The organism is Allobrachymonas chironomi DSM 19884, assembly GCF_000374625.1.
GTDB lineage: Bacteria > Pseudomonadota > Gammaproteobacteria > Burkholderiales > Burkholderiaceae_C > Brachymonas > Brachymonas chironomi.
Genome location: NZ_KB894765.1, coordinates 415,049 through 440,032, shown reverse-complemented (window position 1 = coordinate 440,032; position 24,984 = coordinate 415,049). Strand labels below are relative to the sequence as shown.

Here is a 24,984-nt window from a genome sequence, read left to right as displayed (position 1 = left end):
CAGGCAACAAGAAAGGCCGGGCTGCACCAGGTTGCGGTATCAGACCAGGGCCGGACAGACAGGAGATGACATGGAACTGATTTTGTGGCGTCATGCCCAGGCGGTGGATGCCGATGGCACGATCGATGACTTGAAACGTTCACTGACCCAGGAGGGAGAGCATCAGGCCGCCGAAATGGCCGCCTGGCTGGCACGCCATATGCCGACCGATGCGCGCATTCTGGTCAGCCCGGCGCTGCGTACGCGCCAGACCGTGCTGCGCCTGACCAAGCGCAACTACACCCTCGTGCCCGAGCTGGCACCGGACCGTAATGCCGATGACCTGCTGCAGGCCGCCGGCTGGCCGGAGGCCGGCGGCACCGTGCTGGTGGTGGGCCATCAGCCCACGCTGGGCGATGTGGCCCAGCGGCTGCTGGGCATGCGCATGAGTTGCGCCATCAAGAAGGGTGCAGTCTGGTGGTTGCAGCTGCGCGTGCGCGAAGGCCAGGAGCAGGTGATCCTGAAGGCGGTGCAGAACCCGCGCATGCTGTAACAGCAGCGGGTCAGCGCACCTGCAGCCTGAAATTGGGGCCGATCCGGTTCCAGGCCTCTACCTCCTGACGCAGCAGGTAGAGCGATTGCGGGTGGGCTTCGGCCCATTCACGCGTGACGCTGAGCGTGAAGTTCAGCACCGGCAGCAGACGACGCTGCAGCAGGATGCCGTCCATTTGCGGATTGCGGCGTGCGTGGCACAGGATCACGGCCAGCCGCAGCGCCAGCAGCTGGGAGCAGAACGGCACCTCGCTGAAATCGGCATCGAGCTTGTGCAGCTTGCCGCGCTGCCCCAGGATCAGCTGGCTCAGGTTGTGCAGTTCCGGCAGGGCAAAGCCCGGGGCCTCGGCGTTGTCCATGATGTAGGCACCGTGGCGGTGGTAGCTGCTGTGCGAGATGTGCGCCCCGATCTCGTGCAGGCGCGCGGCCCAGCGCATCTTGCGTTCGGTGCGCTCGCGCACCTTGGTCATGCCTTCGATCAGCGGATACTGGCGAAACAGCTGCAGGGCGGTGCGCTCCACGCGCGTGGCCTGGGCGTTGTCGACCGCAAACTTCTGCATCAGGTTGGTGACGGTGGTGCTGCGCAGGTCGGTGGTGGGCTGTTCGCGGTCGAGCAGGTCGTACAGCACGCCCTGACGCAATGCCCCCAGGGCATGCTGCATCTCGGAAATCTGCAGCACGTCGAAAATGGCGATCAGCACCGCCAGGCCACCAGCCAGTACCGGCTTGCGTTCGTCCTTCAGGGTATCGAGCTGCAGGTTGTCGAGGTACTTGGCGCGCACCATCCGGCTCTTCAGCCATTCCATCCCCTGTCGCGTGATGATGCCGGGCGGCTGACCGGCAGCGGTCAGGATCTCGGCAATGGCCCCGATGGTGCCCGAGGAGCCATAGGCGATATCCCACTTGCCGGGGTGGTAGATCTGGCTGGCTTCATCCAGCTCGGCCATGGCCGCGATTTCGGCCTGCTTGAAAGCGCTGTTGCCCAGCTTGCCACCGGGGAAGAACTTCATCGACCAGGTCACGCTGCCAAGCTGGAAGGACTGCAGCTGGTTGGCATCCAGGTTCTTGCCCAGAATCAGCTCGGTGGAGCGGCCACCGATATCGACCACCAGGCGGCGGTCACTGGAGCGTGGCAGCAGGTTGGCCACGCCCTGGTAGATCAGGCGCGCTTCTTCGCGCCCCGAGATGACATCGATCGGGAAGCCGAGGATCTGGCAGGCCCTGGACAGGAACACGTCGCGGTTTTCGGCCTGGCGCAGTGTCTGCGTGGCCACGGCGCGGATATGGTCCTTGCGGAATCGCGTGAGACGTTCGTTGAAGCGCTCCAGGCAGCTCCAGCCACGCTCCATGGCCTCCAGCGACAGCAGGTTGTTGTCGTCGAGTCCGCTGCCCTGGCGCACGAACTCCTTGTGGTATTCGACGCGGGTGATCTGGCCGTTTTCGAATTTTCCGATTTCCAGCCGGAAGCTGTTGGAACCCAGGTCGAGGGCTGCCAGGCGGGTGCCGTTGCGCATGGTGCTGTTTGTTGCTGTTCAGGATTTGTGAAGGATATATGTCCTTACATCATAGTCCGGCAGGTCCGGCAATGATGACGTTCATGTGACATGTATGGAAAAAACCCACAGCGTCACGGAGCCGTCATAGAGGCTTTCTAGAGTGACGCCGTGGAGGTCGGTGCGTACGGTACCGGTTGTTTTCACTATTTTTCGATTTCAAGGATTTCCCCATGCGATTCGCTCCCAAAGTTTCCCTGCTGGCCGTCTCCCTGACCCTCGGCCTGGCTTCCTTGGCCCAGGCCCAGGACATCACTGGCGCCGGCGCTTCCTTCCCGGCCCCGCTGTATTCCAAGTGGGCATCCGACTATGCCAAGGCTACTGGCAGCAAGATCAACTACCAGTCCGTCGGCTCCGGTGCCGGCATGAAGCAGATCGAGGCCAAGACGGTGGACTTTGGTGCCACCGACGAGCCGCTGAAGGACGCCGACCTGCGCGCCAAGGGCCTGGTGCAGTTCCCGACCGTGGTTGGCGGCGTGGTGCCGGTGCTGAACGTGCGCGGTATCGCTCCGGGTGCCATGGTGCTGGACGGCCAGGTGCTGGGTGACATCTACCTGGGCAAGATCACCATGTGGAACGATCCCGCCATCAGGGCGCTGAACCCGAGCCTGAACCTGCCGGCCAACAAGATTGCCGTGGTGCGCCGTGCCGACAGCTCCGGTACCAGCTTCAACTTCACCAACTACCTGAGCAAGGTCAACGCCGAGTGGAAGTCCAAGGTTGGCGAAGGCAAGTCCGTGAACTGGCCCACCGGTGTGGGTGGCAAGGGTAACGAAGGCGTGGCCGCTTACGTGGGTCGCCTGCCGAACTCCATCGGCTATGTCGAGTATGCCTACGTGAAGCAGAACAAGATGACCTACGCCCGCATGAAGAACGCGGCTGGCGTGGTGGTGTCTCCGGACGAGAACAGCTTCAAGGCTGCAACCGCCTCCGCCAACTGGAAGTCTTCCTTCTACCAGATCCTGACCAACCAGTCCGGCCGCAACGCCTGGCCGATCACGGCAGCGACCTACATCGTGATGCACGCCAAGCAGGACAAGCCGGCCAACGGCGCTGCAGCGCTGAAGTTCTTTGACTGGGCCTACCGCACCGGTGACGCAGGCGCCAGCAACCTGGACTACGTGGCCATGCCGGCTGACGTGAAGAACCATATCCGCGCTTCCTGGGTGAACATCAAGGATGGCTCCGGCAAGAGCGTTTCCTATCGTTGATTCCAGCAGGCATCACGGCGCTGACCCGTGATGTTGCAGCAGGGCCGTGGTGCAGTTTTGTCGCCAGGGCCCTGTTTTTTGGGCGGAGATGCAACATCTCTCCGGATAGCCTGTCAGAACATCATTGAATTGTCATATTTATGTCATGAACTGTTTTTACAGTTCGTAGCGTGATGCGGGTTTTCCTTGATCCGCGATCAGACAGACAAAACTCTTTATTTCCTCTTCAGGAGTGCTTTCATGCAACAAACTCGTCGTATCGCCCTGTTCAGCGCAGCAGCTGCTGCTGTTGCCTATGGCCTGGTTGGCTGCGGCCAGAAGACCGAAACCAGCCAGCAGGGCGCTTCTGCTGCCCAGCAGACGGCATCTGCTCCGGCAGCTACCGGCGGCGCTGGCAACATCACTGGCGCTGGCGCCTCCTTCCCGGCTCCGCTGTACGCCAAGTGGGCTGCCGAGTACGCCAACACCACCGGCGTGAAGGTGAACTACCAGTCCGTGGGTTCCGGTGCCGGCATGAAGCAGATCGAGGCCAAGACCGTTGACTTTGGCGCTTCCGACGAGCCGCTGAAAGACGAGGACCTGAAGGCCAAGGGCCTGGTGCAGTTCCCCACCGTGATAGGTGGCGTGGTGCCGGTGGTGAACATCGAAGGCGTGAAGCCGGGCGACCTGACGCTGGACGGCCAGCTGCTGGGCGACATCTACCTGGGCAAGATCGAGAAGTGGAATGACCCGGCCATCGCTGCCGCCAACCCGGACGTCAAGCTGCCCGATGCCAAGATCGCCGTGGTGCGCCGCGCCGATGGTTCCGGCACCAGCTTCAACTTCACCAACTACCTGAGCAAGGTCAACCCCGAGTGGAAGGAAAAGGTTGGTGAAGGCAAGGCTGTGAACTGGCCCACCGGTACCGGCGGCAAGGGTAACGAAGGCGTGGCCGCTTTCGTGAGCCGTCTGCCCAACTCCATCGGCTACGTCGAGTACGCCTATGTGAAGCAGAACAACATGACCTACACCAAGCTGAAGAACGCAGCTGGCAACGTGGTCGCTCCGGACGATGTCAGCTTCAAGGCTGCTGCCGGTTCCGCTGACTGGAAGAGCTCCTTCTACCAGATCCTGACCAACCAGGCGGCTGACCAGGCATGGCCGATCACGGCAGCGACCTTCATCATGATGCACTCCGCCCAGGACAAGCCGGAAGCGGCCTCTGGCGTGCTGAAGTTCTTTGACTGGGCCTATAGCAATGGCGATGCCATGTCCAACGATCTGACCTATGTGCCGATGCCCGACGACGTGAAGGCCATCGTGCGCGAATCCTGGGCCAACATCAAGGATGCTTCCGGCAACCCGATTGCCTACAAGTAATCCCTGTTGATCCCGCCAATGCCGTGGCATTCCGTTCACGTGGCTGGACAGAATGGCGCGGCATGGGCACTTGACCCATTTTATGGATAGATACTCATGTCTTCCTTAGCTTCAACCGCACACACCATGACCGAAGAGCGCACGAAGCAGCATCAGAAGAAGCTGCAATCTCCCCCGCCCGAGCCGCGTCGCGTTGGTGCCATCGCCGACATGCTGTTCGGTGGCGGTGCCAAGCTGGCCGTGTACATCACGCTGGGCCTGCTGGTGGGCATTATCGTGTCCCTGATCATCGGTGCCTGGCCTGCCATCAAGCAGTTCGGTGCCGCCTTCCTGTGGACCAGCACCTGGGATCCGGTCAACCAGAACTTTGGTGGCTGGGCCATGATTTTTGGTACGCTGGCCACTTCCATCATCGCGCTGCTGATCGCCGTACCGGTCAGTTTCGGCATCGCGCTGTTCCTGACAGAAATGTCGCCGACCTGGTTGAAGCGTCCCATCGGTACCGCGATCGAACTGCTGGCTGCCATTCCGTCCATCGTGTACGGCATGTGGGGCCTGATGGTCTTCGGTCCGATCCTGGCGACCTATGTGCAGGCACCGCTGCAGGCGGCGTTTGGCGAAGTGCCGGGTCTGGGCATGTTGTTCTCCGGCCCGCCCGTGGGCATGGGTATCTTCTCCGCCGGCATCATCCTGGCGATCATGATCATTCCCTACATCGCTTCCGTGATGCGTGACGTGTTTGAAGTCACGCCGACGCTGCTGAAGGAATCGGCCTATGGCATCGGTTCCACCACCTGGGAAGTGGTTTACAAGGTCGTGCTGCCCTACACCAAGGCTGGCGTGATCGGCGGCATCATGCTGGGTCTGGGTCGTGCCCTGGGCGAGACCATGGCCGTGACCTTCGTCATCGGCAACATGAGCCAGTTTGCCTCGCTCAGCCTGTTCGAACCGGCCACCAGCATTACTGCCACGCTGGCCAACGAATTCGCCGAAGCCGGCGAAGGCCTGCACCGTGCATCCCTGATTTATCTGGGTCTGGTGCTGTTCATCATCTCCTTCATCGTGCTGAGCCTGTCCAAGCTGCTGCTGATGAAGCTTCAGAAGGGCGAAGGAGCCAAATCATGAGCACCGCAACCACTGCAAGCGCACCCCAACACGACTACCGCGTCGCCAAGTTCAACAGGCGCAAGACGGTCAACACCATCGCCCTGACGCTGTCCTTCCTGGCCATGTGTTCCGGCATTGTCTGGCTGTTCTGGATCCTGTGGGATACCTTCATGCTGGGTATCCAGGGCCTGGGCGTCCACGTCTTTACCGAAAGCATGCCGGCACCGAACGAGGTCGGCGGTATCGGTAACGCCATCGTCGGCTCGCTGATGATGGTGATCGTGGCGACCGTGATCGGTACGCCGATCGGCATCATGGCCGGCATCTACCTGGCTGAGTATGACAAGAGCAGCTGGCTGGCCAAGACCACGCGCTTCGTCAACGACGTGCTGCTGTCGGCTCCGTCCATCGTGATCGGTATCTTCGTGGCCGCCATGCTGGTGGCTCCGATGAAGACCTTCTCCGGCTGGGCTGGTGCCGTGGCACTGGCACTGATCGTGATTCCGGTGGTGATCCGTACCACCGAGAACATGCTGAACCTGATTCCCTCTGCCATGCGTGAAGCGGCCTACGCCCTGGGCACGCCCAAGTGGCGCGTGGTGAAGGACATCACCCTGAAGTCTGCCATGGCAGGCGTGGTAACCGGTGTGCTGCTGGCCGTGGCCCGCATTGCCGGCGAAACCGCACCGCTGCTGTTCACCTCGCTGAGCAACCAGTTCTGGAGCACCGACATGTCGAGCCCGATGGCGAGCCTGCCGGTCATGATTTACAACTTCGCGATGAGCCCCTATGGCAACTGGCAAGAGCTGGCTTGGGTAGGCGTGTTCGTCATCACGGTCACCGTGCTGGCCATCAACATCCTGGCGCGCCTGCTGACGCGCAAGTCCTGATCAATCTGAAAAGGTTTCATCGTGAGCGATATCATTACTCCCCCCCAGCCCAAGATCTCCTGCCGTAACCTGAACTTCTATTACGGCAAGTTCCACGCCCTGAAAAACATCAACCTGGACATCCCCGAGAAGCAGGTCACTGCCTTCATCGGCCCGTCCGGCTGCGGCAAGTCCACGCTGCTGCGCATCTTCAACCGCATGTTCGAGCTGTACCCCGAGCAGCGCGCCGAAGGCGAGATCCTGTTCAACGGCAGCAACCTGCTGGACAAGAGCAAGGACGTGTCGCTGCTGCGCGCCAAGATCGGCATGGTGTTCCAGAAGCCCACGCCGTTCCCCATGTCCATCTACGACAACATCGCGTTCGGCGTGAAGCTGTTCGAGAACCTGAGCAAGTCCGAGATGGACGACCGCGTGGAATGGGCGCTGGGCAAGGCCGCGCTCTGGACCGAGGTCAAGGACAAGCTGCAGCAAAGCGGCTCCAGCCTGTCCGGCGGTCAGCAACAGCGTCTGTGCATTGCCCGCGGTATCGCGGTCAAGCCCGAAGTGCTGCTGCTGGATGAGCCCTGCTCGGCACTGGACCCGATTTCCACCTCCAAGATCGAGGAACTGATCGCCGAACTGAAGGGCGATTACACCGTGGTGATCGTGACGCACAACATGCAGCAGGCTGCCCGCTGCTCTGACAACACCGCCTATATGTACCTGGGCGACCTGATCGAATTCGGCGACACGAAGGAGATGTTCTTCAAGCCGAAGCGTCAGGAAACCGAAGATTACATTACCGGCCGTTTCGGCTGATCTGATTAGCAGGGAGAGGAGACTCGCATGTCGGAAAAACATTTGTCCAGCCAGTTCGACGCCGAACTCAACATGGTGTCGAGCCAGGTGATGGAGATGGGCGGTCTGGTCGAGCAGCAGATGGCCCAGGCGGTCGAGGCGCTGCTGGAGCACAACCTGGAAGCGGCGCGCGTTGTTGAAAACAACGAGCCGCGCGTCAACGAGATGGAGGTCACGATCGACCACGAGATGACTTCCATCATCAGCCGCCGTCAGCCGACAGCGCGCGACCTGCGCCTGCTGATCGCGATTGCGCGCATCACGGCCAACCTGGAGCGCGCCGGCGACGAGGCCAACCGCATCGCCCGCAACGTGCAGAAGGTGCTGTCGCACGGCAACGCCCACCGCGTGCTGCCGACCTCCGAGCTGCGCATTGCTGCGCAAATGGCATCGGATCTGCTGCGTCGTTCGCTGGATGCGTTTGCGCGTCTGGATACGCGTATCGCGCTGGAAATCCTGAAGGCCGATACGCTGATCGACGTGGAATACGAGGGCTACCTGCGCAAGCTGGTGACCTACATGATGGAAGATCCGCGCACCATTGGTGTCAGCCTGGAGCTGATGACCGTGGCCAAGGCGCTGGAGCGCATCGGCGAGCACTCCAAGAACATCGGGGAGTGCGTGATTTACATCGTGCAGGGTCTGGATGTGCGTCACAGCACGCTGGAAGACATCGAAGACAAGCTGGTGTAAGCAGAGCGACGGACGACTGAAAGATGAGATTGCAGCCAAGAATCCTGGTAGTCGAAGACGAAGCGTCCATTGCCGAACTGATCGCAGTCAATCTGCGCCATAACGGTTATCAGATCACTTGGGCAACGGACGGCAAGAGCGCACAGCGTGAGCTGGATGACAGCCTGCCTGACCTGATCCTGCTGGACTGGATGCTGCCTGGTGAAAGCGGTCTGCTGCTGGCCAAGCGCTGGCGTGCAGATCCGCGCACCAAGGCGGTACCCATCATCATCCTGACGGCGCGCGGTGACGAGAATGACCGCGTGGCCGGCCTGGACGTGGGTGCGGACGACTACATTACCAAGCCGTTCTCGACCAAGGAACTGCTGGCACGCATCCGTGCCGTGCTGCGTCGCCGTGCGCCGGAGCCGGAATCCACGGTACTGGAACTGGGCCAGCTCTCGCTTGATACCGGTACCTACCGCGTGCACTATGGAGACCAGCCGCTCAAGCTCGGCCCGACCGAGTTCAAGCTGCTGCATTACATGATGCGCAATGCCGAGCGTGTGCACAGCCGTGCCCACCTGCTGGATCGTGTCTGGGGCGACCATGTGTTCATAGAGGAGCGAACCGTGGACGTGCATGTCAAGCGCCTGCGCGAATCCATGGGTGCTGCCTCGACCATGATCGAGACGGTGCGCGGTGCCGGCTACCGCATTACCGCGCTGAACGAGTCGGCGGCATCGCGCGGATAATATCGCGGATGGTGTAATAATTGTTGCCAACTACTGCGCCTGGGCGCAACTGTCTGCTGACACCATGACTGGCCAGGGTCGCATGGATCCTGGCCAGTTTTTTTGATGGACTTGCTGGAATCGCGTATGAGCTTGCGCATTATCTGGAACGTATTGTTGCACTTTGGAGGCCTGGGACTGGCCTGGTATCTGTACGGGCAGGGGCAGCTGATCCCGGCCTTCTGGCTGCTGGCTGCGATACTGTTGCTGGATATGCTCTGGCTGTTGTTGGATACCTGGCAGGCGCAGCGCCTGCTGGGCTGGATGCGACGCGAACTGCCCAGTCCGGAGCCGGATCTGCATGGCATCTGGCAGGAACTGGTCGTGGCGGCCTACCGCAGCATGCGCAAGCAGCGTCGCCGGGTCGAGGACTCCGAGCGCCAGATGCTGGTGTTCCTGGACGCGTTGAGCGCTACGCCCAACGGCGTCATCCTGGTGGACGAGCTGGGCCGTATCGAATGGCTGAACCCGGCCGCGGGTGAATTCTTCGGACTGGCGAGCCCGCAAGACTATGGCCAGCATCTAGGCAACCTGGTGCGTGATCCGGCTTTTGCGCGCTACTGGGCAGCGCCGGAGGGGCAACCGGGCGGTGTGACTATGAATGGCCGCCAGCATTCGCTGGAGCGCCCGGTGCGACTGTCGGTGCAGGCCTTCCCGTTTGGCCAGGGTCGCCGCATGCTGCTGGTGCGCGATGTGACGTCGGTCGAGCAGGCCGAGCGCATGCGCCGCGATTTCGTGGCCAATGTCTCGCACGAGGTGCGTACCCCGCTGACGGTGCTGTCCGGCTTTGTCGAAACCATGCAAAGCGTTCCCCTGAACCCGGAAGAGAGTCAGCGCTATCTGGAGCTGATGGCACAGCAGGCCCGTCGCATGCAGCATCTGGTGCAGGATCTGCTGACATTGTCCCGTCTGGAAGGCAGCCCGCCCCCCGATCACAGCGAGCGCGCCCATTTGGCGGAAATACTGGAAATCGGTGCCAATGATGCCCGTGCGCTCTCTGAAGTGCTGGCGGCAGAGAAAGGGGAGATGCCGCACCGGATTGTCTGCCGCATAGAACCGGATGTACCGGAAGAGGTGTTCGGCAGTGTCAGCGAGCTGCAGAGTGCCATCGGCAATCTGCTCAGCAATGCGGTGCGCTATACGCCGGAGGGCAGCGAGATTGTGGCTGGCCTGCAGCGCAGTGCCGAAGGAGGGGTGGCGCTCTACGTGAAGGATCACGGGCCGGGTATTCCGGCAGAGCACCTGCCGCGCATCACCGAGCGCTTTTACCGGGTGGATCGCAGCCGTTCGCGTGAAACCGGCGGTACCGGGCTCGGCCTGGCCATTGTCAAGCATGTGGCGCAACGCCATGGCGCACGCCTGCATGTGGAAAGCAAGCCGGGGGACGGCGCGCTGTTTGCACTGGATTTTCCCGAGCATCGCCTGTTCCGGCATGAGGCGGCCACGCCGCCGCGTCCCGAGCTGAAGCCCAGGGTGATCTGAAACGCGCTAGTGATCCGGCTGGCCTGCAACCGGGCGCGAGACGCGCTGCAGCAGCCACAGGAACAGGCCGGCGACCAGCGTCATCGCCAGGGCCACCATGATCCACAAGGCATGCGGGCCGCGCCAGGCTGGCGGACCATGCCAGGCCAGCCAGTAGCCGCCGCCAAGACCCAGGCCCCACAGCATCACGCTGTAGATCAGCGTGGGCAGGCGCACCACATGGTAGCAGCGCAACAGGAACAGGCCACAGACCTGAAACGCATCGGCCAGATGGTATGCGGCCACGATCAGCAGCAGCGAGGCGGCCAGCTGCTGCACGGCGGCATCCTGCACGTACAGGCTGGCCATGGGCTGGCGCAATAGCGCCAGCAACAGGGCGAACAGGCTGGCACTGGCCAGTGTCAGCAACAGCGTGCTGCGTTGTGCCCGGTGCGCCGAGGCGGCCTGCTGTCGGCCCTGCCAGTAGCTGACGCGGGCACTGCCGGCAATGGCCAGCGACAGGGGCCACATGTAGAGCAGGGCGGCGGTGGTGCTGGCAATCTGCTGTGCCGCGGAGGCGGTTTCTCCCATCGGGGCCATCAGCAGGGACAGTGCGGTGAATGAGGTGACCTCGACCCAGATCGCGATGCTGCTGGGCAGGCCCAGCGCCAGAAACTGGCGCTGCGTCGCCCAGTCCGGGCGGGGTGGCCGCTGCAACAGGCGGTAGGGCTGGTACAGCGGATGCCGGCGCAGCAGCCAGCAGATGACCAGCAGCAGCCCGATGTGCGTGATGCAGGTGGCCCAGGCGCAGCCGGCCAGGCCGAGTTCCGGCATGCCCCAGCCACCAAAACTGAGCCAGATCGTCAGCGGGATCTTGCACAGCAGGGCGCCGGCCTGCAGCCGTGCCACCCAGCGTGGCTGGCCGATGCTCTGGCTGAAGGTGTTGAAGGCGCGCACCAGCATGCTCATGGGCAGCGTGATGGCCTGGATGGCCAGATAGTGGCTGACCGGCTGGTGCAGGTGTGCCGGAACCTCGGTCAGCTGCAGCAGTGCCGGACTCAGCCAGAGCAGCAGCACGCCAAGGGTCGAACAAATCGCCAGGGCATACAGTGCCTGGCGCACGCTGTCACCGAGCGCGCGGGTGGCCCCCTGGCCGTACAGGCGGCCCCAGATCGGCAGCAGGCCCTGGACATAGCCCTGCAGGCCGATGCTGATGCTGACATAGAGGGCGGTAGCGATCGACAGGGTTGCCAGTGCCTGCGGATCGTACTGGCCGGCGACCAGCGTGTCGGTGACGGCAAACGCCATCACGGCCAGCTGCCCGATCCAGATCGTGGCAGCATGGCTACCGATGGCGCGCAAATCGAACAGCTTCACGGATCAGGTCTGCGCTTGTCTCAGGGCAGACGGTGGTACAGGTGGATGGCCTCGCTGCGGCCCGGCCGGTAGATCACGGCGGCTTCACGCCAGGGCTGCATGTCGTGCAGATGGGGCAGCAGCATGACCTGGCTTTCGTCGGTGGCCAGCCAGCGGCACTGCAGGCTGGTACCGGCGCGGCGGATCTCGAACGGCGTGTGGTAGCGCAGGGCGCTGGTCTGGGCCTCGTCCAGACCGATGATTTCCAGACATGGCGCAGCGGGATCGGCTGAGTGCATGGTTTGGCTAATGCCTTCGGCGACCACGGTGTAGCTGCGCGCATGGTTGATGGCGGGCAGCCAGATCGTCATCATCAGCACCCAGCACAGGGTGACGCCACCGGCCGGCAGGATCATGCTTTTCCAGAGTGCCGGGCGCAGGCGCTTGGTACGCCAGCGCACCAGATAGAGCCAGCCCAGCGTGGCGACCAGGGCCGACAGGAACAGGCTCCAGTTGAACACCGGCACGTAGCCCGGCACGGCAGCCAGTACCCGTTCCACGACACGCAGTTGCCAGCCTGCCTGCATGGCGATCCAGATCAGCCACATGGCGGTGGCTGCGGCGGTAAACACGATCAGCGAGAACCAGTCGATGAAGGCCTGGGCGCTGCGCTTGAAGGTCGGCAGGGCGAAGGCGGCCAGCGCGGCATAGGCCGGCAGGCCCAGCAGCAGGCTGTCCTTGGGGCTGTCACCGATCCAGCCGGCGATGCTGCAGATCAGGCCGGCTACCAGCGGCAGCGTGATCGAAAACGCGGCGCGGCCGCGTCGCCAGTGCGTGCGCCAGCGCCAGATGGTCCAGAGCGCCAGCGGCCAGACCGGCCAGGTAAACCAGATGTGCAGCTTGATCAGGTCACGCCATTCGACCCAGCGCGAGGGCAGCGGCTGCAGGTGCCAGCGCCACAGATCGAGCTGGCTGGCCAGCAACGCGACCAGCAGGGTCAGCAGGGCCAGGGCAGCCACCCACAGCCAGCGGCGGCGCGCATGGGCCTGCAGCAGGACGGGGTCGGTCTCGTAGCCGTCGGCTTCGACCAGGCGGTTCCATTCGCTCCGGCTGCCGGCGTAGATCAGGGTGGCGGCCAGGCTGAACAGCAGTGCCATGCTGGGTGCACCGGCCAGCGCCAGGCCGAGCGTGCCCAGCGTGCCGAACAGGGCCGGCAGCACCGTGCGGTAAGGCAGTGCGGCAAAGGCATACAGCATGAAGGAGGCACAGCAGAGCTGGGTCAGCGGGGCGGCCACTTCGTGACTCGGCTGCGCCAGACCCAGGCAGGCGGTTAGGGCCAGCAGGCCGCCATCAGCCAGGGTGCGCGCGTAATCGGTGGGATGGGCTTCGCCGCCAAAGGCAAAGCTGACCGGTCGCGCGCTCGGGCCGCGCGCCAGGTAGTAGATGCCGTACCAGGTGGCAGCGAGCGTGAGCCACAGCATCAGCACGAACAGCACGCGTACGGCGACAAAAGGCTCCAGCGGCAGCAGCTGGATGGCGGCCGCGCCCAGCCAGTAGTGCAGCAGCGCATTGGTGTCGGCCGCCTGGCCCAGCAGCGTGGGCGCGAGCCAGTGGGAAGGGTTTTGCGCCAGTTCCAGCATGATGCCGAAGCTGGAGATATCGGCACGGCGCCAGGGATCGCGCCACAGAAAGCCGAACAGCACATAGACCGCGCAGAACAGCAGCAGGCCCCAGCGCGGCAGGCGGCGCACGCCTTCCTGGGCGACGATGGCAGGGCTGGGCTGGTTCACGGTAGGGGACTCGTGGAGAGGAGGGTCATCGACGGCATGGTACACGCTGTCGGGGCAAAAGCGGTGGCGCTGTCCGGGCTGACAGCGGGAATCGTCGCCGATTGCACGAAAAAAGGCAGCCTGGGCTGCCTTTGCGAGCCGGCACGGGGTGCCCGTGCCTGACTGTTGCCAATTAACGCTTGGCGTAGCGGTTGCGGAAGCGCTCCACGCGGCCACCCATGTTGTCCACCGACTTTTGCGTGCCGGTGTAGAAGGGGTGGGATTCGCTGGAGGTATCCAGCTTGAACAGCGGCAGTTCGCGGCCGTCTTCCAGCTTGATGGTTTCCCTGGTGTTCACGCAGGAACGGGTGACGATCTGGTAGCCGTTGGACAGGTCAACAAAGCAGACTTCACGGTACTCGGGGTGGATGCCTTCTTTCATGGGAATTCCTTGATGGTCGTTGCGGGAGCCGTGCCGGCCTATTCCAGCGTACTTTCCGCGACTTTAATCCGACATTATCGCATTTTCAGGTCAGGTTCGCAAAGGTTTCTGCCGATGCTGCCGGCCATGCACGGCCTGTTTCTGGGAAAATGCAACAGTCGCCGGCCGATCCGGACCGGTCTGTCTTCATTTCAGTCACAAAGGAACAACAGCATGGGTCAACCCATCCGCATCGGTATTGCCGGTCATGGCAACCTGGGCCGCGGTGTCGAAGCCGCCATCCGCAAGAATCCCGACATGCAGCTCGTGGGCATCTACACGCGTCGCCCGCCCGGGCAGCTGCAGCCGCTGGTGGCCGGTACGCCGGTGTTCGGCATGGATGAGCTGGCGCAGCATGCGGACAGGATCGATGTGCTGATTCTGTGTGGTGGCTCCAAGGAAGACCTGCCGCAGCAGGGGCCGCAACTGGCCGCGCTGTTCAATACCGTGGACAGTTTTGACACCCATGCGCGCATCCCCGAATATTTTGCCGCGGTGGATGCCCCGGCACGCGCCAACGGCAAGACGGCGCTGATCTCTGCCGGCTGGGATCCGGGCATGTTCTCGATCAATCGCATCATCGGCGAGGCGCTGTTGCCGGACGGTGCCACTTACACCTTCTGGGGCAAGGGCCTGAGCCAGGGGCATTCCGATGCGATCCGCCGCGTGCCGGGCGTGGCTGGCGGCGTGCAGTACACGCTGCCGGTGGAAGAAGCGGTGGAGCGCGTGCGCAGCGGTTCGCGCCCCGAGCTGACCACGCGCGAGAAGCATCGCCGCGACTGCTATGTGGTACTGGCCGAAGGCGCAGACGCCGAGACCGTGCGCCAGGCCATCGTGACCATGCCGCACTACTTTGACGAGTACGACACCACGGTGAACTTCATCAGCGCCGAGGAGTTGCGCCGCGACCATGCCGCCATGCCGCACGGCGGCTTCGTGATCCGCAGCGGCAATACCTCCGATGCGAACAGCCAGGTGATCGAGTACGGCCTGAAGCTGGGCAGCAACCCGGAATTCACCTCCAGCGTGCTGGTGGCCTACGCGCGCGCCGTGCATCGCCTGCACCAGCAGGGCGACATCGGTGCCAAGACCGTGTTTGACGTGGCACCCGGCCTGCTGTCGCCCAAGAGTGCCGAACAGCTGCGTGCCGAGCAGCTGTAAGTCCGGCCGGCCCTGGTGCCGGCCTGTCAAACGCAGAAGCCCGCCAGAGTGATGTCTGGCGGGCTTCCTGCATGGTGCGGGGGAGGGTTTAGCCGCCCTTGCGCATCATGTCGAAGAACTCGTGGTTATTCTTGGTCTGCTTCATGCTCTTGAGCACCAGTTCCATCGCCTCGATTTCGTCCATGTTGTACATGAACTGGCGCAGGATGCGGGTCTTCTGCAGGATCTCGGGCGGCAGCAGCAGTTCCTCGCGGCGGGTGCCGCTGCGATTGAGCTGGATGGCCGGGAAGATGCGCTTTTCGTACAGGCGGCGGTCCAGGTGGATTTCGCTGTTGCCGGTACCCTTGAACTCCTCGAAGATCACCTCGTCCATGCGGCTGCCGGTATCGATCAGCGCGGTGGCGATGATGGTCAGCGAACCGCCTTCCTCGATCTTGCGTGCGGCACCAAAGAAGCGCTTGGGACGCTGCAGCGCGTTGGCATCCACGCCACCAGACAGCACCTTGCCGGAAGAGGGCACGACGTTGTTGTAGGCGCGGGCCAGGCGCGTGATGGAATCCAGCAGGATCACCACGTCTTTCTTGAGCTCGACCAGGCGCTTGGCGCGTTCGATCACCATCTCGGCCACGTGCACGTGGCGGGTGGCGGGTTCGTCAAAGGTGGAGGCGATGATTTCGCCGCGCACGGAGCGCTGCATCTCGGTCACTTCTTCCGGGCGCTCGTCCACCAGCAGCACCATCAGGTGTACATCGGGGTGGTTGGCGGTGATCGAGTGGGCGATGCTCTGCATCATCATGGTCTTGCCGCTCTTGGGCGGGGCCACGATCAGGGCGCGCTGGCCGCGGCCGATGGGCGCGATGATGTCGATCACGCGGCCGGTGATGTTTTCCTCGCTCTTGATGTCGCGCTCGAGCTTCATCTGCTGCGTGGGGAACAGCGGCGTGAGGTTTTCGAACATCACCTTGTGCTTGTTCGCCTCGGGCGACAGGCCGTTGATCTTGTCCAGCTTGTTCAGCGCAAAGTAGCGTTCACCGTCCTTGGGCGTGCGCACTTCGCCTTCCACCATGTCGCCGGTGTGCAGGTTGAAGCGGCGCACCTGGCTCGGGCTGATGTAGATGTCATCCGTGCTGGCGGTGTAGTTGCTGTCGGGATTGCGCAGAAAGCCGAAGCCGTCGGGCAGGATCTCGAGCACGCCGTCGGCAAACACCTGTTCGCCGGCGCGGGCGCGCTTCTTGATGATGGCGGACATCAGCTCCTGCTTGCGCATGCGGCCGGTGTTCTCGATCTCGAGTTCTTCGGCCTGTTTCAGCACTTCGGAAACGTGCAGGGCCTTGAGTTCGTTCAGATGCATGTGTGCGTCTAGAAAAGAGGAAAAAGGGGCGGTGTGGCGCGGCTGTACGCCAGGGTACAGGGCGAATACCGGGGAAAACCAAAAACTGGGAGGTGATCTGGATACCGGCCTGACAATCAGCGGCAGCAGGGTATGCTGGCTGTGCCGGAGATACCGATTGCCGGTATCTGACGGGTATGCACAAGGTGTGCGCAGATTATAGACACAAAAGCTGCGCTGCAGGAAACGACCGGATGGCTTGTGCTGGCCATCCGGCCCGTGCGGACGAGCTCCGCCCGCGAGATCAGCCCAGCTGTTCGTTGATGAAGGCGATCAGCTGCGGCTTGGCCAGGGCGCCGACCTTGGTGGCAACAGCCTGGCCGTCCTTGAACAGCATCAGCGTGGGGATGCCGCGGATGCCAAACTGGGCCGGCACGTTGCGGTTGTCATCGACATTCATCTTGGCAATCTGCAGCTTGCCTTCGTATTCCTTGGCGATCTCGTCCAGCACCGGGGCGATGGCCTTGCACGGGCCGCACCATTCGGCCCAGAAGTCCAGCAGCACGGGGGTGGAGGACTGGAGAACGTCTGCCTGGAAAGTGGCGTCGGAAGTGTGTTTGATCAGGTCGCTGGCCATGGATATTTCCTTTGAAGGTAATGCAGCAGCCATCCGGCTACGGGAGCTGCCATGATGGTCTTATTGTGACAGAAACAGGTGACCTCATGATGGATGTGGGCGGATCCGCTAGGATCAAGGGCAGGGAGGAGGGATGATGGCAATCACACAGGAGAGATGGCTGGCCTTGTGCGCGGAGCTGCAGCAGCAGTTGCAGCGGCTCGGGGCCGATCCGGCACGCACGGTGGTGCTGCTGCCGTATGCGCAGCTGCTGCCGGTGGTGCGCGCGCACTGGGCGCAGCTGCCACAGGCAGGGCTGCTGCCGCGCATCGAGACGACGTTCAACTGGGCGGCGCGGCTGGCGCCGCATGTGCCGGCTGCTGGTGATTACAGCCAGGATGCGGCGCAGGACCTGCTGACAGCCGGCCAGCTGCTGCAGGCGGCCGGTTTGCATCAGCAGGCCTCCTGGCTGGCCGGGCGGGTGCGCGAGGCGGCGCAGCAGCTGGCAGCGCTGGCGCAGGCGCAGCCACCGCAGCAGCGGCTGGCCTGGATGCAGGCGCTGCTGCCGCAACTGCTGGACAGCCTGGGTGCGGCCCCGATGCGTTACGAGCAGCTGGTGGCGCAGGTGGCGCTGGCCTGGGTCGGCAGTTCGTCCTATGGCACCGACATCCTGTTCGAAGCGCTGGAGCAGGAAGCGCCCGATGCGCTGATCCTGCTGCGGGGCTACCAGCGCGATCCGCTCTCCGAGGCGTTGTATGCACGCTGGCTGGAGCAGCAGCCGGAGGCCGCTTGCGCGATCGACCTGCCGCAGTTCTGGGAGAAGGCCGGCGAGACGGCGCCGATGGCACCGGTGCAGTGGCATCGCGCGCGCGATCTGGAGGACCAGGCGGCGCGGGCGGCTGCCTGCGTGCAGCAGGCAGTGGAAGGGCGCACCGGCCTGGTCGCGTTGGTGGACAGCGACCGCGCCCTGACGCGCCGCATCCGTGCCCAGCTGGAGGCGCAGCACCTGACGGTGCGTGACGAGACCGGCTGGAAACTGTCGACCACGCGTGCGGCCAGCCAGCTGATGAGCCTGCTGCGCGCCTGTGCACCACAGGCCGGGAGTGATGCCGTGCTGGAATGGCTGAAGCTGGCGCAGACCGTGCCGGGATCGGCGGTGTCGGCCGGCTGGGTGCAGCCGCTGGAAGCCTGGCTGCGTGAGCGCGAGCAGGCGCAATGGCCGCATCGGCAGGCTTGGCTGCAGTGGGAGCATGCCTGCCGTGTGCAGGCGCTGCAAGTCGAGGACTGGCGGCAGGCGCTGCAGAAGCCGCGCCGCCTGGCGCAATGGCTGACCGATCTGCAGGATACGCTGCAGCACAGCGGCCAGTGGGACTGGTTGCAGCACGATGCCGCCGGCAAGGAGTTGTTGCAGGCGCTGCATCTGCAGCCGGGAGCGTTGCCGCTGGCGGTGGATACGCAGCTCTGGAATCAGCCCGATTTCGTGCGCTGGGTGCAGGACGTGCTGGAAGCCGGCAGCTTCAAGCCGCCGTACCCGCTGGAGGAGCAGGTGGTGATTCTGCCGCTGAGCCAGCTGCTGGCGCGCTCCTTTGCTGCCGTGGTGATCCCGGCTTGCGACGACCAGCATCTGCCGGCGGCCCCGGAGCCGCCCGGCGACTGGACCAGCAGCCAGCGCGAGTTGATCGGTCTGCCGTCGCGGCAGCAGCTGCAGCAGGCGCAGCGTGCCGCCTGGCTGCACGCCTGGCAGTTTCCGCAGCTGGCGCTGCTGACCAGCGACAGCGACGGGGCCGGCGAAACCCTGCTGTCCAGCCCCTTGCTGCTGGAGGCGCTGCTGCCATCGGCCATGGGGTCCGGACGCCATGTACAGCTGGCGGCCGACCTGCGCGTGCTGCGGACCCTGCCGCCCGATCCGGTCGCGATGCCACAGGCACCGGGCCAGCGGCTGCCGCTGGCCAGGATTTCTGCCAGTGCCTACGACACGCTGCGCGCCTGCCCTTACCAGTTCTTTGGCCAGCAGCAGCTGCGCCTGCGCGAGGTGAACGAGCTGACGGCCGAGCTCGACAAGCGTGATGTTGGCAACTGGCTGCATCAGCTGCTCTACCTGTTCCACGAGTACTGGCAGCAGGCCGGTGGCCAGGATGTCGCCGAGGCGCAGCTGCGCCAGTGGCTGGATCAGGCGGCGGACGAGGCCTTGCGCCAGGAAGGGCTGGATGCGGTGGACTTTGTGCCCTGGCAGGCGGTCTGGCCGCGCCTGCGCGATGGCTATCTGGATTGGCTGATGGCGTATCGGCAGCAGGAACAGGCGCGCTATGCCCATGGCGAGCAGTGGCGCGACAAGCCGCTGGCCGAGGTGTTTGCCGGACTGGACGCGGATCAGCCGGCAGAGGGCGAGCCTGCGATTGCCTGCGATCCGGCCCGGATACCGCCGGTATCGCTGCATGGCCGCATCGATCGTGTGGATGCGCTGACGGCCCCGGACGATGCGGCGCGCTGGCTGCTGCTGGACTACAAGTCGGAAAGCCTGCAGAAGACGCGCAACCGCGTCCGGGATGGCGACGAGGATGCCCAGCTGTCCTTTTATGCCGCCATGATGGCACCCGATCCGGTGCGCGTGGCCTATGTCAATGTGGGCGAAAACGGCAGCACCGAAATGCATGAGTTGGAGGGTGTGCAGCGCCAGAGCCGGCTGCTGATGCGCAGCCTGGCGTACGACCTGCAGCGCATTGCCGATGGCCAGCCGCTGCAAGCGCTGGGCCAGGGTGCGCGCTGCGATTACTGTGCGATGCGCGGCCTGTGCCGGCGCGATTTCTGGATGGAGGAGCAGGCATGAGCAGCGCCCACGCCTACCGGGTCAACGGCGACATCGTGCCGGACCAGGCTTTTTATGCCGTGGCATGCCATCCGGCGCGCCATGTGGTGGTCGAAGCCTGTGCCGGGGCCGGCAAGACCTGGATGCTGGTCAGCCGCATCCTGCGGGCGCTGCTCGAAGGGGCTGAACCGCAGCAGATCCTGGCGATCACCTTTACCAAGAAGGCCGCTGCCGAAATGCGCCAGCGCCTGAACGAATGGCTGGCCGATTTTGCCGGCAAGACGCCGGAGCAATTGGTGCCGGAACTGGTGATGCGCGGCATGACGCCGGAGCAGGCGCAGCAGCAGGCGCCGGCCCTGCAGGGTCTGTACCTGCGCTTGTTGCAGCATGGCCGCAGTCCGCAGATCCGCACCTTCCACAGCTGGTTTGCGGCGCTGCTGCGTGCTGCCCCCCTGCAGGTGCTGGAACAGCAGGGCCTGCCCAGCCAATACGAATTGCTGCAGGACGATGCGCGTGCCGTGGCCGAGGTCTGGCGGCCCTTTTTCCAGGAACTGCTGCGCGATGATTCTGCGCGTGCCGATTTTGATGCGCTGGTGCAGCTGCATGGCCGCAGCAACACGCTGAAGGCGCTGGAAGCGGCACTAGCCAAGCGCGTCGAATTCCAGCTGGCGCAGCAGCACGGGGTACTGGAACAATCGGTGCTGCCGTTCCAGGCGCTGGTGCCGGAACTGAAGGAGCATGCCTCGCCGGCGGCATCGCTGGAGGGCGAGGCGGCGGCGCAGCGCTGGCATGCGCGTTCGGCGGCGCTGGGGACGGAAAAAAACAAGACACCGCAGCAGGCGGCAGCACAGGTGGTCGAGGCGTTTGAGCAGCAGGATCCGGAACTGCGATTGCAGCAGCTGCGCAAGGCCTTCTTCGTGAAGGATGAAGACCGGCTGACGAAAAACCTGCAGAAATACGATGCTGCGCAGGAGGCCGAAGCCGAGCTGCAGCTGCTCTGCCGCGCCCAGGCGCAACACGCCGCCTGGCTGTACCAGCAGCGCATGGTACGGCTGACGCTGCTGCTGCTGGCATGCTACGCCCAGGTCAAGCGCGAGCATGGCTGGATCGACATGGCTGATATCGAGGTCAGCGCCGGCCAGCTGCTAGGCGATGAGCTGCTGAGCGGCTGGATCCAGGAGCGGCTCGATGCCCAGGTGCGCCATCTGCTGATCGACGAATTCCAGGACACCAACCCGATCCAGTGGCATGCGCTGGAGGGCTGGCTGTCCGGCTACGCCGGAGCCGCAACGCCGCCAAGCGTGTTCATCGTGGGCGATCCCAAGCAGAGCATTTACCGTTTCCGGCGTGCCGATCCCGAGGTGTTCCGCGAAGCGCGCCGCTTTGTGCAGCAGGCGCTGGGCGGGGCCGTGCTCGAATGTGATCACACGCGGCGCAATGCGCAGCCGGTGATCGATGCCGTCAACGCGCTGATGCAGGCGGCACAGGACGAGGGGCGTTATGCCGATTTTCGCACCCACACCACGGCTGCCACAGTGGCCGGCTGCGTGCTGACACTGCCACCCATTGCGCGTGCGCCAAAAGCCGAAGCCGATGCCGCCAGCGGCTGGCGCGACAGCCTGACCACGCCCCAACTCGAGGAAGAAGAGGCGCTGATGGCGCGCGAATGCCGTCAGGCGGCGCAATGGCTGCAGCGTTGTGTGCAGGCCGGCACACCGGTCGGCGACATTCTGGTGATTGCGCGCAAGAACGCGCGCGTGGCGGCGATGCAGCATGCGCTGGCCGAGGCCGGCCTGCCGGCGCTCAAGGCTGACAAGCTGTTGCTGGCAGAGGCTCCGGAGGTGCAGGATGTGGTGGCGCTGGTCGATGCGCTGTTATCGCCGCGGCACGACCTGTCGCTGGCGCGTGCACTCAAGTCACCTATTGTCGGGCTGGACGATGCGCAACTGGTGGAAATCCGTCTGGGCGTGCAGCAGGCGGCGCAGCAGACGGAACCGCTGGCCATCAGCTGGCTGGACTGGCTGCTGGCGCATGCTGATGCCGATCCGGCGCTATCGCCCTGGCAGCCGCTGGCGCGCCGGTTGCTGCGCTGGCAGCAGTGGCTGCAGCAGCGGCTGCCGCATGATGCGCTGGATGCCATCTTCCGCGATGGCGACCTGCTGGCGCGTTACGCTGCCAGCACGCCGCCGGCGCTATGTGCCGGTGTGCTGGAGCGGCTGCAGGCCCTGCCCGGGCATATGCTGGCGCTCGATGGCGGCCGTTTTGTCAGCGCCTACCGCTGGGTGCGCGCCATGCGCGGCGGCGACCCGACCGGTACGCCGGCCGTGGGCGGGCAGGGCGTGCGCCTGTTGACGGTGCATGGATCCAAGGGGCTGGAAGCCGGCCTGGTGCTGCTGCTCGATACCGATGCCGCCAAGGGCCGCAGCAAGTCGATGGACGTGCTGGTGGACTGGCCCGGTAGCCAGTCACACCCGACACAGCTGGTGTTCCTGCAGAGCTTTTCCAACCCGCCACCGTCGGTGCAGCCGCTGGTGCAGCAGGAACTGCAGGCCGAGGAGCGCGAGGAATCGAACGCACTTTACGTGGCGATGACGCGCGCGCGCCAGGTGCTGGCGTTTTCGAGTGCCGAACCGCGCAGCACGCAGGAGCACGGCTGGTGGCAGCAATGGCTGCAGCATGCCGATGCACTGGCGCTGCAGCCGGACGATGCCGGTCAGCTGCCAGTGCCAGACGACTGGCCGGCCATCCGTCACAAGCCGGATGCGCAGGAGGCTGCACCGGTCCGGGCTGGCCAGGTACTGGAATTGCCAGCGCTGGCCGCAGAACTGCAGCGCCATGTGCAACTGACCATCGCAGATCTGGCGGCGCGTGATGCGGATCGGGCGCTGCAGGCCACGCTCGGCGAGGCCATGCACAAGGTGCTGGAATGGCATCGTCACGGCGCCATGCAACAGGATCCGGAACAGCAGCGCCAGTCCTTGCAGCAGCGCTACCAGCTGGATGCCGCGCAGGCGGCCCGGGTGCTGGCACAGGCGCAAGGCATTCTGCAGGGAGATGCGGCCTGGGCCTGGGACGAGCAGCAGGTGGATTGGCAGGCGAATGAAATCGATCTGGCCTGGAATCGGCAGGTGCTGCGCATTGACCGGCTGGTGCACCGGCGTGCGCAGGCCGGCGAGCCGGCTTGCTGGTGGGTGCTGGACTTCAAGTCTTCGCTGGCTCCGCAGGAGCAGCTAGCCTTGCGCCGCCAGATGCAGGACTACCAACAGGCGGTGCAGGCGCTGTATCCGGAAGCACTGGTGCGTGCCGCTTTTCTGACCCAGGACGGGCAGATCCGCGAACTGGACTGAGGCCGGTTGCCGGCCGCGGGCCTGCGGGCGGATCGCCTGTCATGATTTGTCACCGAATTGGCGCGTGCCTGACCGGCAGGCTGCGCTATGCTGGATGATCGCCTTGCACCTTGCAGTACCTTGACCACCATGGATAGCCTTGTTTCCCCCGCTCCTGCTGCCACGCAGGGCCCTGCCGCCGCCATGCGCTGGCGCGTTGAAGAGATCGACTGGAATGCCATCGACCATGCTCGTATCGCCGATGATGAATTGCTGTTCTACCTGCTGACCAGCGCCTCGTTCATCGAATCCGGCTCGGACTTGTACACGCGCAACCTGATCGGCCACTATGCGCGCTGGCCTGATGTGGCGCAATGGCTGGCGGCGCACTGGGAGCAGGAGGAGCTGCAGCATGGCCGTGCCTTTGCCTCCTATGTGCAGGCCGCCTGGCCGCAGTTCCCTTGGCAGCAGGCGTTTGAAGGCTTCATGGCCGAATATGGCCCGATGTGCACGGTAGAAGAGCTGGACCCGGAGCCGTCACTCGAAATGGCGGCACGCTGCGTGGTGGAAATGGGCACTACCACCTACTATCACACGCTGCGCGAACTCAGCAGGGAGCCGGTGCTGACCGGCTTGCTGAGCCAGGTACGCGCTGACGAGGTCAGCCACTACAAGCACTTTCTCGCCTATTTCCGTCAGCTCTCGGCGCAGCAGCCGGTGTCGCGCGTGCGCGTGGCGCGCGTGCTCTACCAGCGCCTGCTGGAGCTGCGTGAAAGCGATTCGGACGTGGCGCTGCGCCATGTCTGGGCGAACAAGGGCCCCCTGTTTGCCAACGGCGCGCAGAGTTTCGGCGAGATCAGCCAGCGGATCTACCAGACTGTGAGCCGTCAGCTGCCGGCCGATCTGGCGGTGCGCATGCTGCTCAAGCCACTGCAGCTGCCCACGCGGCTGGAACAGTGGATCAGCCCGACGCTGGTGCGCGTGGCACGGCGGATTGTGGCTGCCGAGTGAGGGTGCGGATCCGGGACAAACCTGCCCTGTCAGTGATCTGGCCGAGAGCTGGGCACGCTGTGGTGCATCCAACAAAAAGCCCCTGACGTGGAAATACGCAGGGGCTGGTACATGCCAGGCTGGCATATAAATGGCTTGCCCATGGATTATCCAAAGGCGGTAATGAGGGTGACGAGCCTTGACCCCGGCACTGGCTACGCAGTTAGGGCTGCTTGGTTCCCCACCTGACCCGGTTGGCCGCTTCACCATGCGGGAAGGCCCGTCACCCGCCATTGTAGACCAGGATGCCACCCTGAACCGTAACAGGGGGCATTGATTGTCCGCTGGTGTGTTACGAGGCTGACAGTTTCATCAGCACCATGCCGGAGACGATCAGCACCGCGGCCAGCAGGCGCATGGCGTTGACCGGCTCGCCCAGTACCAGGATGCCGACCAGAAACGAACCCACGGCACCGATGCCGGTCCAGATGGTGTAGGCGGTGCCCAGTGGCAGGGTGCGCATGGCGACACTGAGCAGCCAGAAACTCAGCGCCATCGTGACCAGTGTGACCAGGGAGGGGATCAGACGGGTAAAGCCGTCAGACAGCTTCATGCCGGTGGCCCAGACGATTTCGAGCAGACCGGCGAACAAGAGGGCAATCCATGCCATGAGGAGACGCCTTTCCAGGTAGTGGTCGGGTCGTCCCGCAACATGTGCCCGGAATGGGGGAGGT

20 protein-coding genes and 1 other RNA gene are annotated in these 24,984 nt (G+C 64.1%); 13 read left to right on the top strand and 8 right to left on the bottom strand.

Annotated features, from left to right (window positions below; genetic code table 11):
* The first annotated feature begins 70 nt into the window (after window positions 1-70).
* On the top strand, window positions 71-532 hold the full coding sequence (locus C513_RS0102115; RefSeq protein WP_018714377.1) for a SixA phosphatase family protein: 462 nt from the start codon (window positions 71-73) through the stop codon (window positions 530-532).
* A gap of 10 nt (window positions 533-542) precedes the next feature.
* Here C513_RS0102115 and C513_RS0102110 read toward each other — a convergent pair whose 3' ends face one another.
* The gene (locus tag C513_RS0102110; RefSeq protein WP_018714376.1) at window positions 543-2,045 is read right to left on the bottom strand and encodes a Ppx/GppA phosphatase family protein; all 1,503 of its coding nucleotides are present in this window, start codon (window positions 2,043-2,045) and stop codon (window positions 543-545) included.
* 212 nt (window positions 2,046-2,257) lie between these two features.
* Here C513_RS0102110 and pstS (C513_RS0102105) point away from each other — a divergent pair, with 212 nt between their 5' ends.
* From pstS (C513_RS0102105) to phoR, 8 genes are all read left to right on the top strand, one after another.
* A complete protein-coding gene (pstS, locus tag C513_RS0102105; RefSeq protein WP_018714375.1) occupies window positions 2,258-3,295 on the top strand; it encodes a phosphate ABC transporter substrate-binding protein PstS in 1,038 nt (345 codons plus the stop codon).
* A gap of 240 nt (window positions 3,296-3,535) precedes the next feature.
* Window positions 3,536-4,654, top strand: coding sequence for a phosphate ABC transporter substrate-binding protein PstS (gene pstS, locus C513_RS0102100; RefSeq protein WP_018714374.1), 1,119 nt, complete (start codon window positions 3,536-3,538; stop codon window positions 4,652-4,654).
* Between the two features lie 210 nt (window positions 4,655-4,864).
* Window positions 4,865-5,779 carry a phosphate ABC transporter permease subunit PstC gene (gene pstC / locus C513_RS0102095; protein ID WP_245552795.1) on the top strand — a complete coding sequence of 305 codons (915 nt, stop codon included), beginning with the start codon at window positions 4,865-4,867 and terminating at the stop codon, window positions 5,777-5,779.
* Complete coding sequence (gene pstA, locus C513_RS0102090; protein ID WP_018714372.1) at window positions 5,776-6,651, top strand: phosphate ABC transporter permease PstA; 876 nt, start codon at window positions 5,776-5,778, stop codon at window positions 6,649-6,651. Before pstC ends, pstA begins: the two co-directional genes overlap by 4 nt.
* Window positions 6,652-6,672: 21 nt before the next feature.
* Window positions 6,673-7,449, top strand: a complete 777-nt coding sequence (gene pstB, locus C513_RS0102085; RefSeq protein WP_018714371.1) for a phosphate ABC transporter ATP-binding protein PstB — start codon at window positions 6,673-6,675, stop codon at window positions 7,447-7,449.
* A 27-nt stretch (window positions 7,450-7,476) separates the two neighbouring features.
* Window positions 7,477-8,181 carry a phosphate signaling complex protein PhoU gene (phoU, locus tag C513_RS0102080; protein WP_018714370.1) on the top strand — a complete coding sequence of 235 codons (705 nt, stop codon included), beginning with the start codon at window positions 7,477-7,479 and terminating at the stop codon, window positions 8,179-8,181.
* A 23-nt stretch (window positions 8,182-8,204) separates the two neighbouring features.
* Entirely contained in the window at window positions 8,205-8,915 is a 711-nt protein-coding gene (phoB, locus tag C513_RS0102075; protein WP_033394740.1) for a phosphate regulon transcriptional regulator PhoB, read from the top strand.
* Window positions 8,916-9,041: 126 nt separating this feature from the next.
* The gene (phoR, locus tag C513_RS12475) at window positions 9,042-10,436 is read left to right on the top strand and encodes a phosphate regulon sensor histidine kinase PhoR (RefSeq protein ID WP_051084376.1); all 1,395 of its coding nucleotides are present in this window, start codon (window positions 9,042-9,044) and stop codon (window positions 10,434-10,436) included.
* Between the two features lie 6 nt (window positions 10,437-10,442).
* Here phoR and C513_RS12470 read toward each other — a convergent pair whose 3' ends face one another.
* The 3 genes from C513_RS12470 to C513_RS0102055 all read right to left on the bottom strand — a co-directional run bounded on the left by C513_RS12470 (window position 10,443) and on the right by C513_RS0102055 (window position 13,982).
* On the bottom strand, window positions 10,443-11,792 hold the full coding sequence (locus C513_RS12470) for an MATE family efflux transporter (RefSeq protein WP_018714367.1): 1,350 nt from the start codon (window positions 11,790-11,792) through the stop codon (window positions 10,443-10,445).
* Between the two features lie 20 nt (window positions 11,793-11,812).
* Window positions 11,813-13,561: a hypothetical protein gene (locus C513_RS0102060; RefSeq protein ID WP_018714366.1), complete on the bottom strand. Its 1,749-nt coding sequence runs from the start codon at window positions 13,559-13,561 to the stop codon at window positions 11,813-11,815.
* 172 nt (window positions 13,562-13,733) lie between these two features.
* Entirely contained in the window at window positions 13,734-13,982 is a 249-nt protein-coding gene (locus C513_RS0102055; RefSeq protein ID WP_018714365.1) for a type B 50S ribosomal protein L31, read from the bottom strand.
* A 213-nt stretch (window positions 13,983-14,195) separates the two neighbouring features.
* On the opposite strand from C513_RS0102055, the gene C513_RS0102050 reads away from it, so the two are divergent.
* Entirely contained in the window at window positions 14,196-15,182 is a 987-nt protein-coding gene (locus C513_RS0102050) for a diaminopimelate dehydrogenase (RefSeq protein ID WP_018714364.1), read from the top strand.
* An 88-nt stretch (window positions 15,183-15,270) separates the two neighbouring features.
* Here C513_RS0102050 and rho read toward each other — a convergent pair whose 3' ends face one another.
* Window positions 15,271-16,533, bottom strand: a complete 1,263-nt coding sequence (gene rho, locus C513_RS0102045) for a transcription termination factor Rho (RefSeq protein ID WP_018714363.1) — start codon at window positions 16,531-16,533, stop codon at window positions 15,271-15,273.
* A 283-nt stretch (window positions 16,534-16,816) separates the two neighbouring features.
* Window positions 16,817-17,149, bottom strand: a complete 333-nt coding sequence (trxA, locus tag C513_RS0102040) for a thioredoxin TrxA (RefSeq protein ID WP_018714362.1) — start codon at window positions 17,147-17,149, stop codon at window positions 16,817-16,819.
* A 136-nt stretch (window positions 17,150-17,285) separates the two neighbouring features.
* Between trxA and C513_RS12465 the strand changes: the two genes are divergently transcribed.
* The 3 genes from C513_RS12465 (at window position 17,286) to C513_RS0102025 (ending at window position 24,271) form a co-directional block, all read left to right on the top strand.
* Window positions 17,286-19,955, top strand: coding sequence for a PD-(D/E)XK nuclease family protein (locus tag C513_RS12465; protein ID WP_051084369.1), 2,670 nt, complete (start codon window positions 17,286-17,288; stop codon window positions 19,953-19,955).
* On the top strand, window positions 19,952-23,281 hold the full coding sequence (locus tag C513_RS0102030; RefSeq protein ID WP_018714360.1) for a UvrD-helicase domain-containing protein: 3,330 nt from the start codon (window positions 19,952-19,954) through the stop codon (window positions 23,279-23,281). The genes C513_RS12465 and C513_RS0102030 overlap by 4 nt, the downstream gene beginning before the upstream one ends.
* Before the next feature lie 129 nt (window positions 23,282-23,410).
* The gene (locus C513_RS0102025; protein WP_026320449.1) at window positions 23,411-24,271 is read left to right on the top strand and encodes a ferritin-like domain-containing protein; all 861 of its coding nucleotides are present in this window, start codon (window positions 23,411-23,413) and stop codon (window positions 24,269-24,271) included.
* 167 nt (window positions 24,272-24,438) lie between these two features.
* Here C513_RS0102025 and ffs read toward each other — a convergent pair.
* Together ffs and C513_RS0102020 are read right to left on the bottom strand one after the other, a co-directional pair.
* Window positions 24,439-24,535, bottom strand: an RNA gene (ffs, locus tag C513_RS13820) — signal recognition particle sRNA small type.
* Between the two features lie 67 nt (window positions 24,536-24,602).
* Window positions 24,603-24,920, bottom strand: coding sequence for a DMT family transporter (locus tag C513_RS0102020; protein ID WP_018714358.1), 318 nt, complete (start codon window positions 24,918-24,920; stop codon window positions 24,603-24,605).
* Between the last annotated feature and the right edge of the window lie 64 nt (window positions 24,921-24,984).

Excerpts from the sequence above, each read along its gene's own strand:
- pstC (WP_245552795.1), top strand. The coding sequence starts at position 4,865 with ATGCTGTTCGGTGGCGGTGCCAAGCTGGCCGTGTACATCACGCTGGGC.
- phoR (WP_051084376.1), top strand. The coding sequence starts at position 9,042 with ATGAGCTTGCGCATTATCTGGAACGTATTGTTGCACTTTGGAGGCCTG.
- C513_RS0102110 (WP_018714376.1), bottom strand. The coding sequence starts at position 2,045 with ATGCGCAACGGCACCCGCCTGGCAGCCCTCGACCTGGGTTCCAACAGC.
- C513_RS0102020 (WP_018714358.1), bottom strand. The coding sequence starts at position 24,920 with ATGGCATGGATTGCCCTCTTGTTCGCCGGTCTGCTCGAAATCGTCTGG.
- pstS (WP_018714375.1), top strand. The coding sequence starts at position 2,258 with ATGCGATTCGCTCCCAAAGTTTCCCTGCTGGCCGTCTCCCTGACCCTC.
- C513_RS0102115 (WP_018714377.1), top strand. The coding sequence starts at position 71 with ATGGAACTGATTTTGTGGCGTCATGCCCAGGCGGTGGATGCCGATGGC.
- phoU (WP_018714370.1), top strand. The coding sequence starts at position 7,477 with ATGTCGGAAAAACATTTGTCCAGCCAGTTCGACGCCGAACTCAACATG.
- C513_RS0102025 (WP_026320449.1), top strand. The coding sequence starts at position 23,411 with ATGGATAGCCTTGTTTCCCCCGCTCCTGCTGCCACGCAGGGCCCTGCC.
- trxA (WP_018714362.1), bottom strand. The coding sequence starts at position 17,149 with ATGGCCAGCGACCTGATCAAACACACTTCCGACGCCACTTTCCAGGCA.
- C513_RS0102030 (WP_018714360.1), top strand. The coding sequence starts at position 19,952 with ATGAGCAGCGCCCACGCCTACCGGGTCAACGGCGACATCGTGCCGGAC.
- pstA (WP_018714372.1), top strand. The coding sequence starts at position 5,776 with ATGAGCACCGCAACCACTGCAAGCGCACCCCAACACGACTACCGCGTC.
- phoB (WP_033394740.1), top strand. The coding sequence starts at position 8,205 with ATGAGATTGCAGCCAAGAATCCTGGTAGTCGAAGACGAAGCGTCCATT.
- C513_RS0102055 (WP_018714365.1), bottom strand. The coding sequence starts at position 13,982 with ATGAAAGAAGGCATCCACCCCGAGTACCGTGAAGTCTGCTTTGTTGAC.
- C513_RS0102050 (WP_018714364.1), top strand. The coding sequence starts at position 14,196 with ATGGGTCAACCCATCCGCATCGGTATTGCCGGTCATGGCAACCTGGGC.
- C513_RS12465 (WP_051084369.1), top strand. The coding sequence starts at position 17,286 with ATGGCAATCACACAGGAGAGATGGCTGGCCTTGTGCGCGGAGCTGCAG.
- pstS (WP_018714374.1), top strand. The coding sequence starts at position 3,536 with ATGCAACAAACTCGTCGTATCGCCCTGTTCAGCGCAGCAGCTGCTGCT.
- rho (WP_018714363.1), bottom strand. The coding sequence starts at position 16,533 with ATGCATCTGAACGAACTCAAGGCCCTGCACGTTTCCGAAGTGCTGAAA.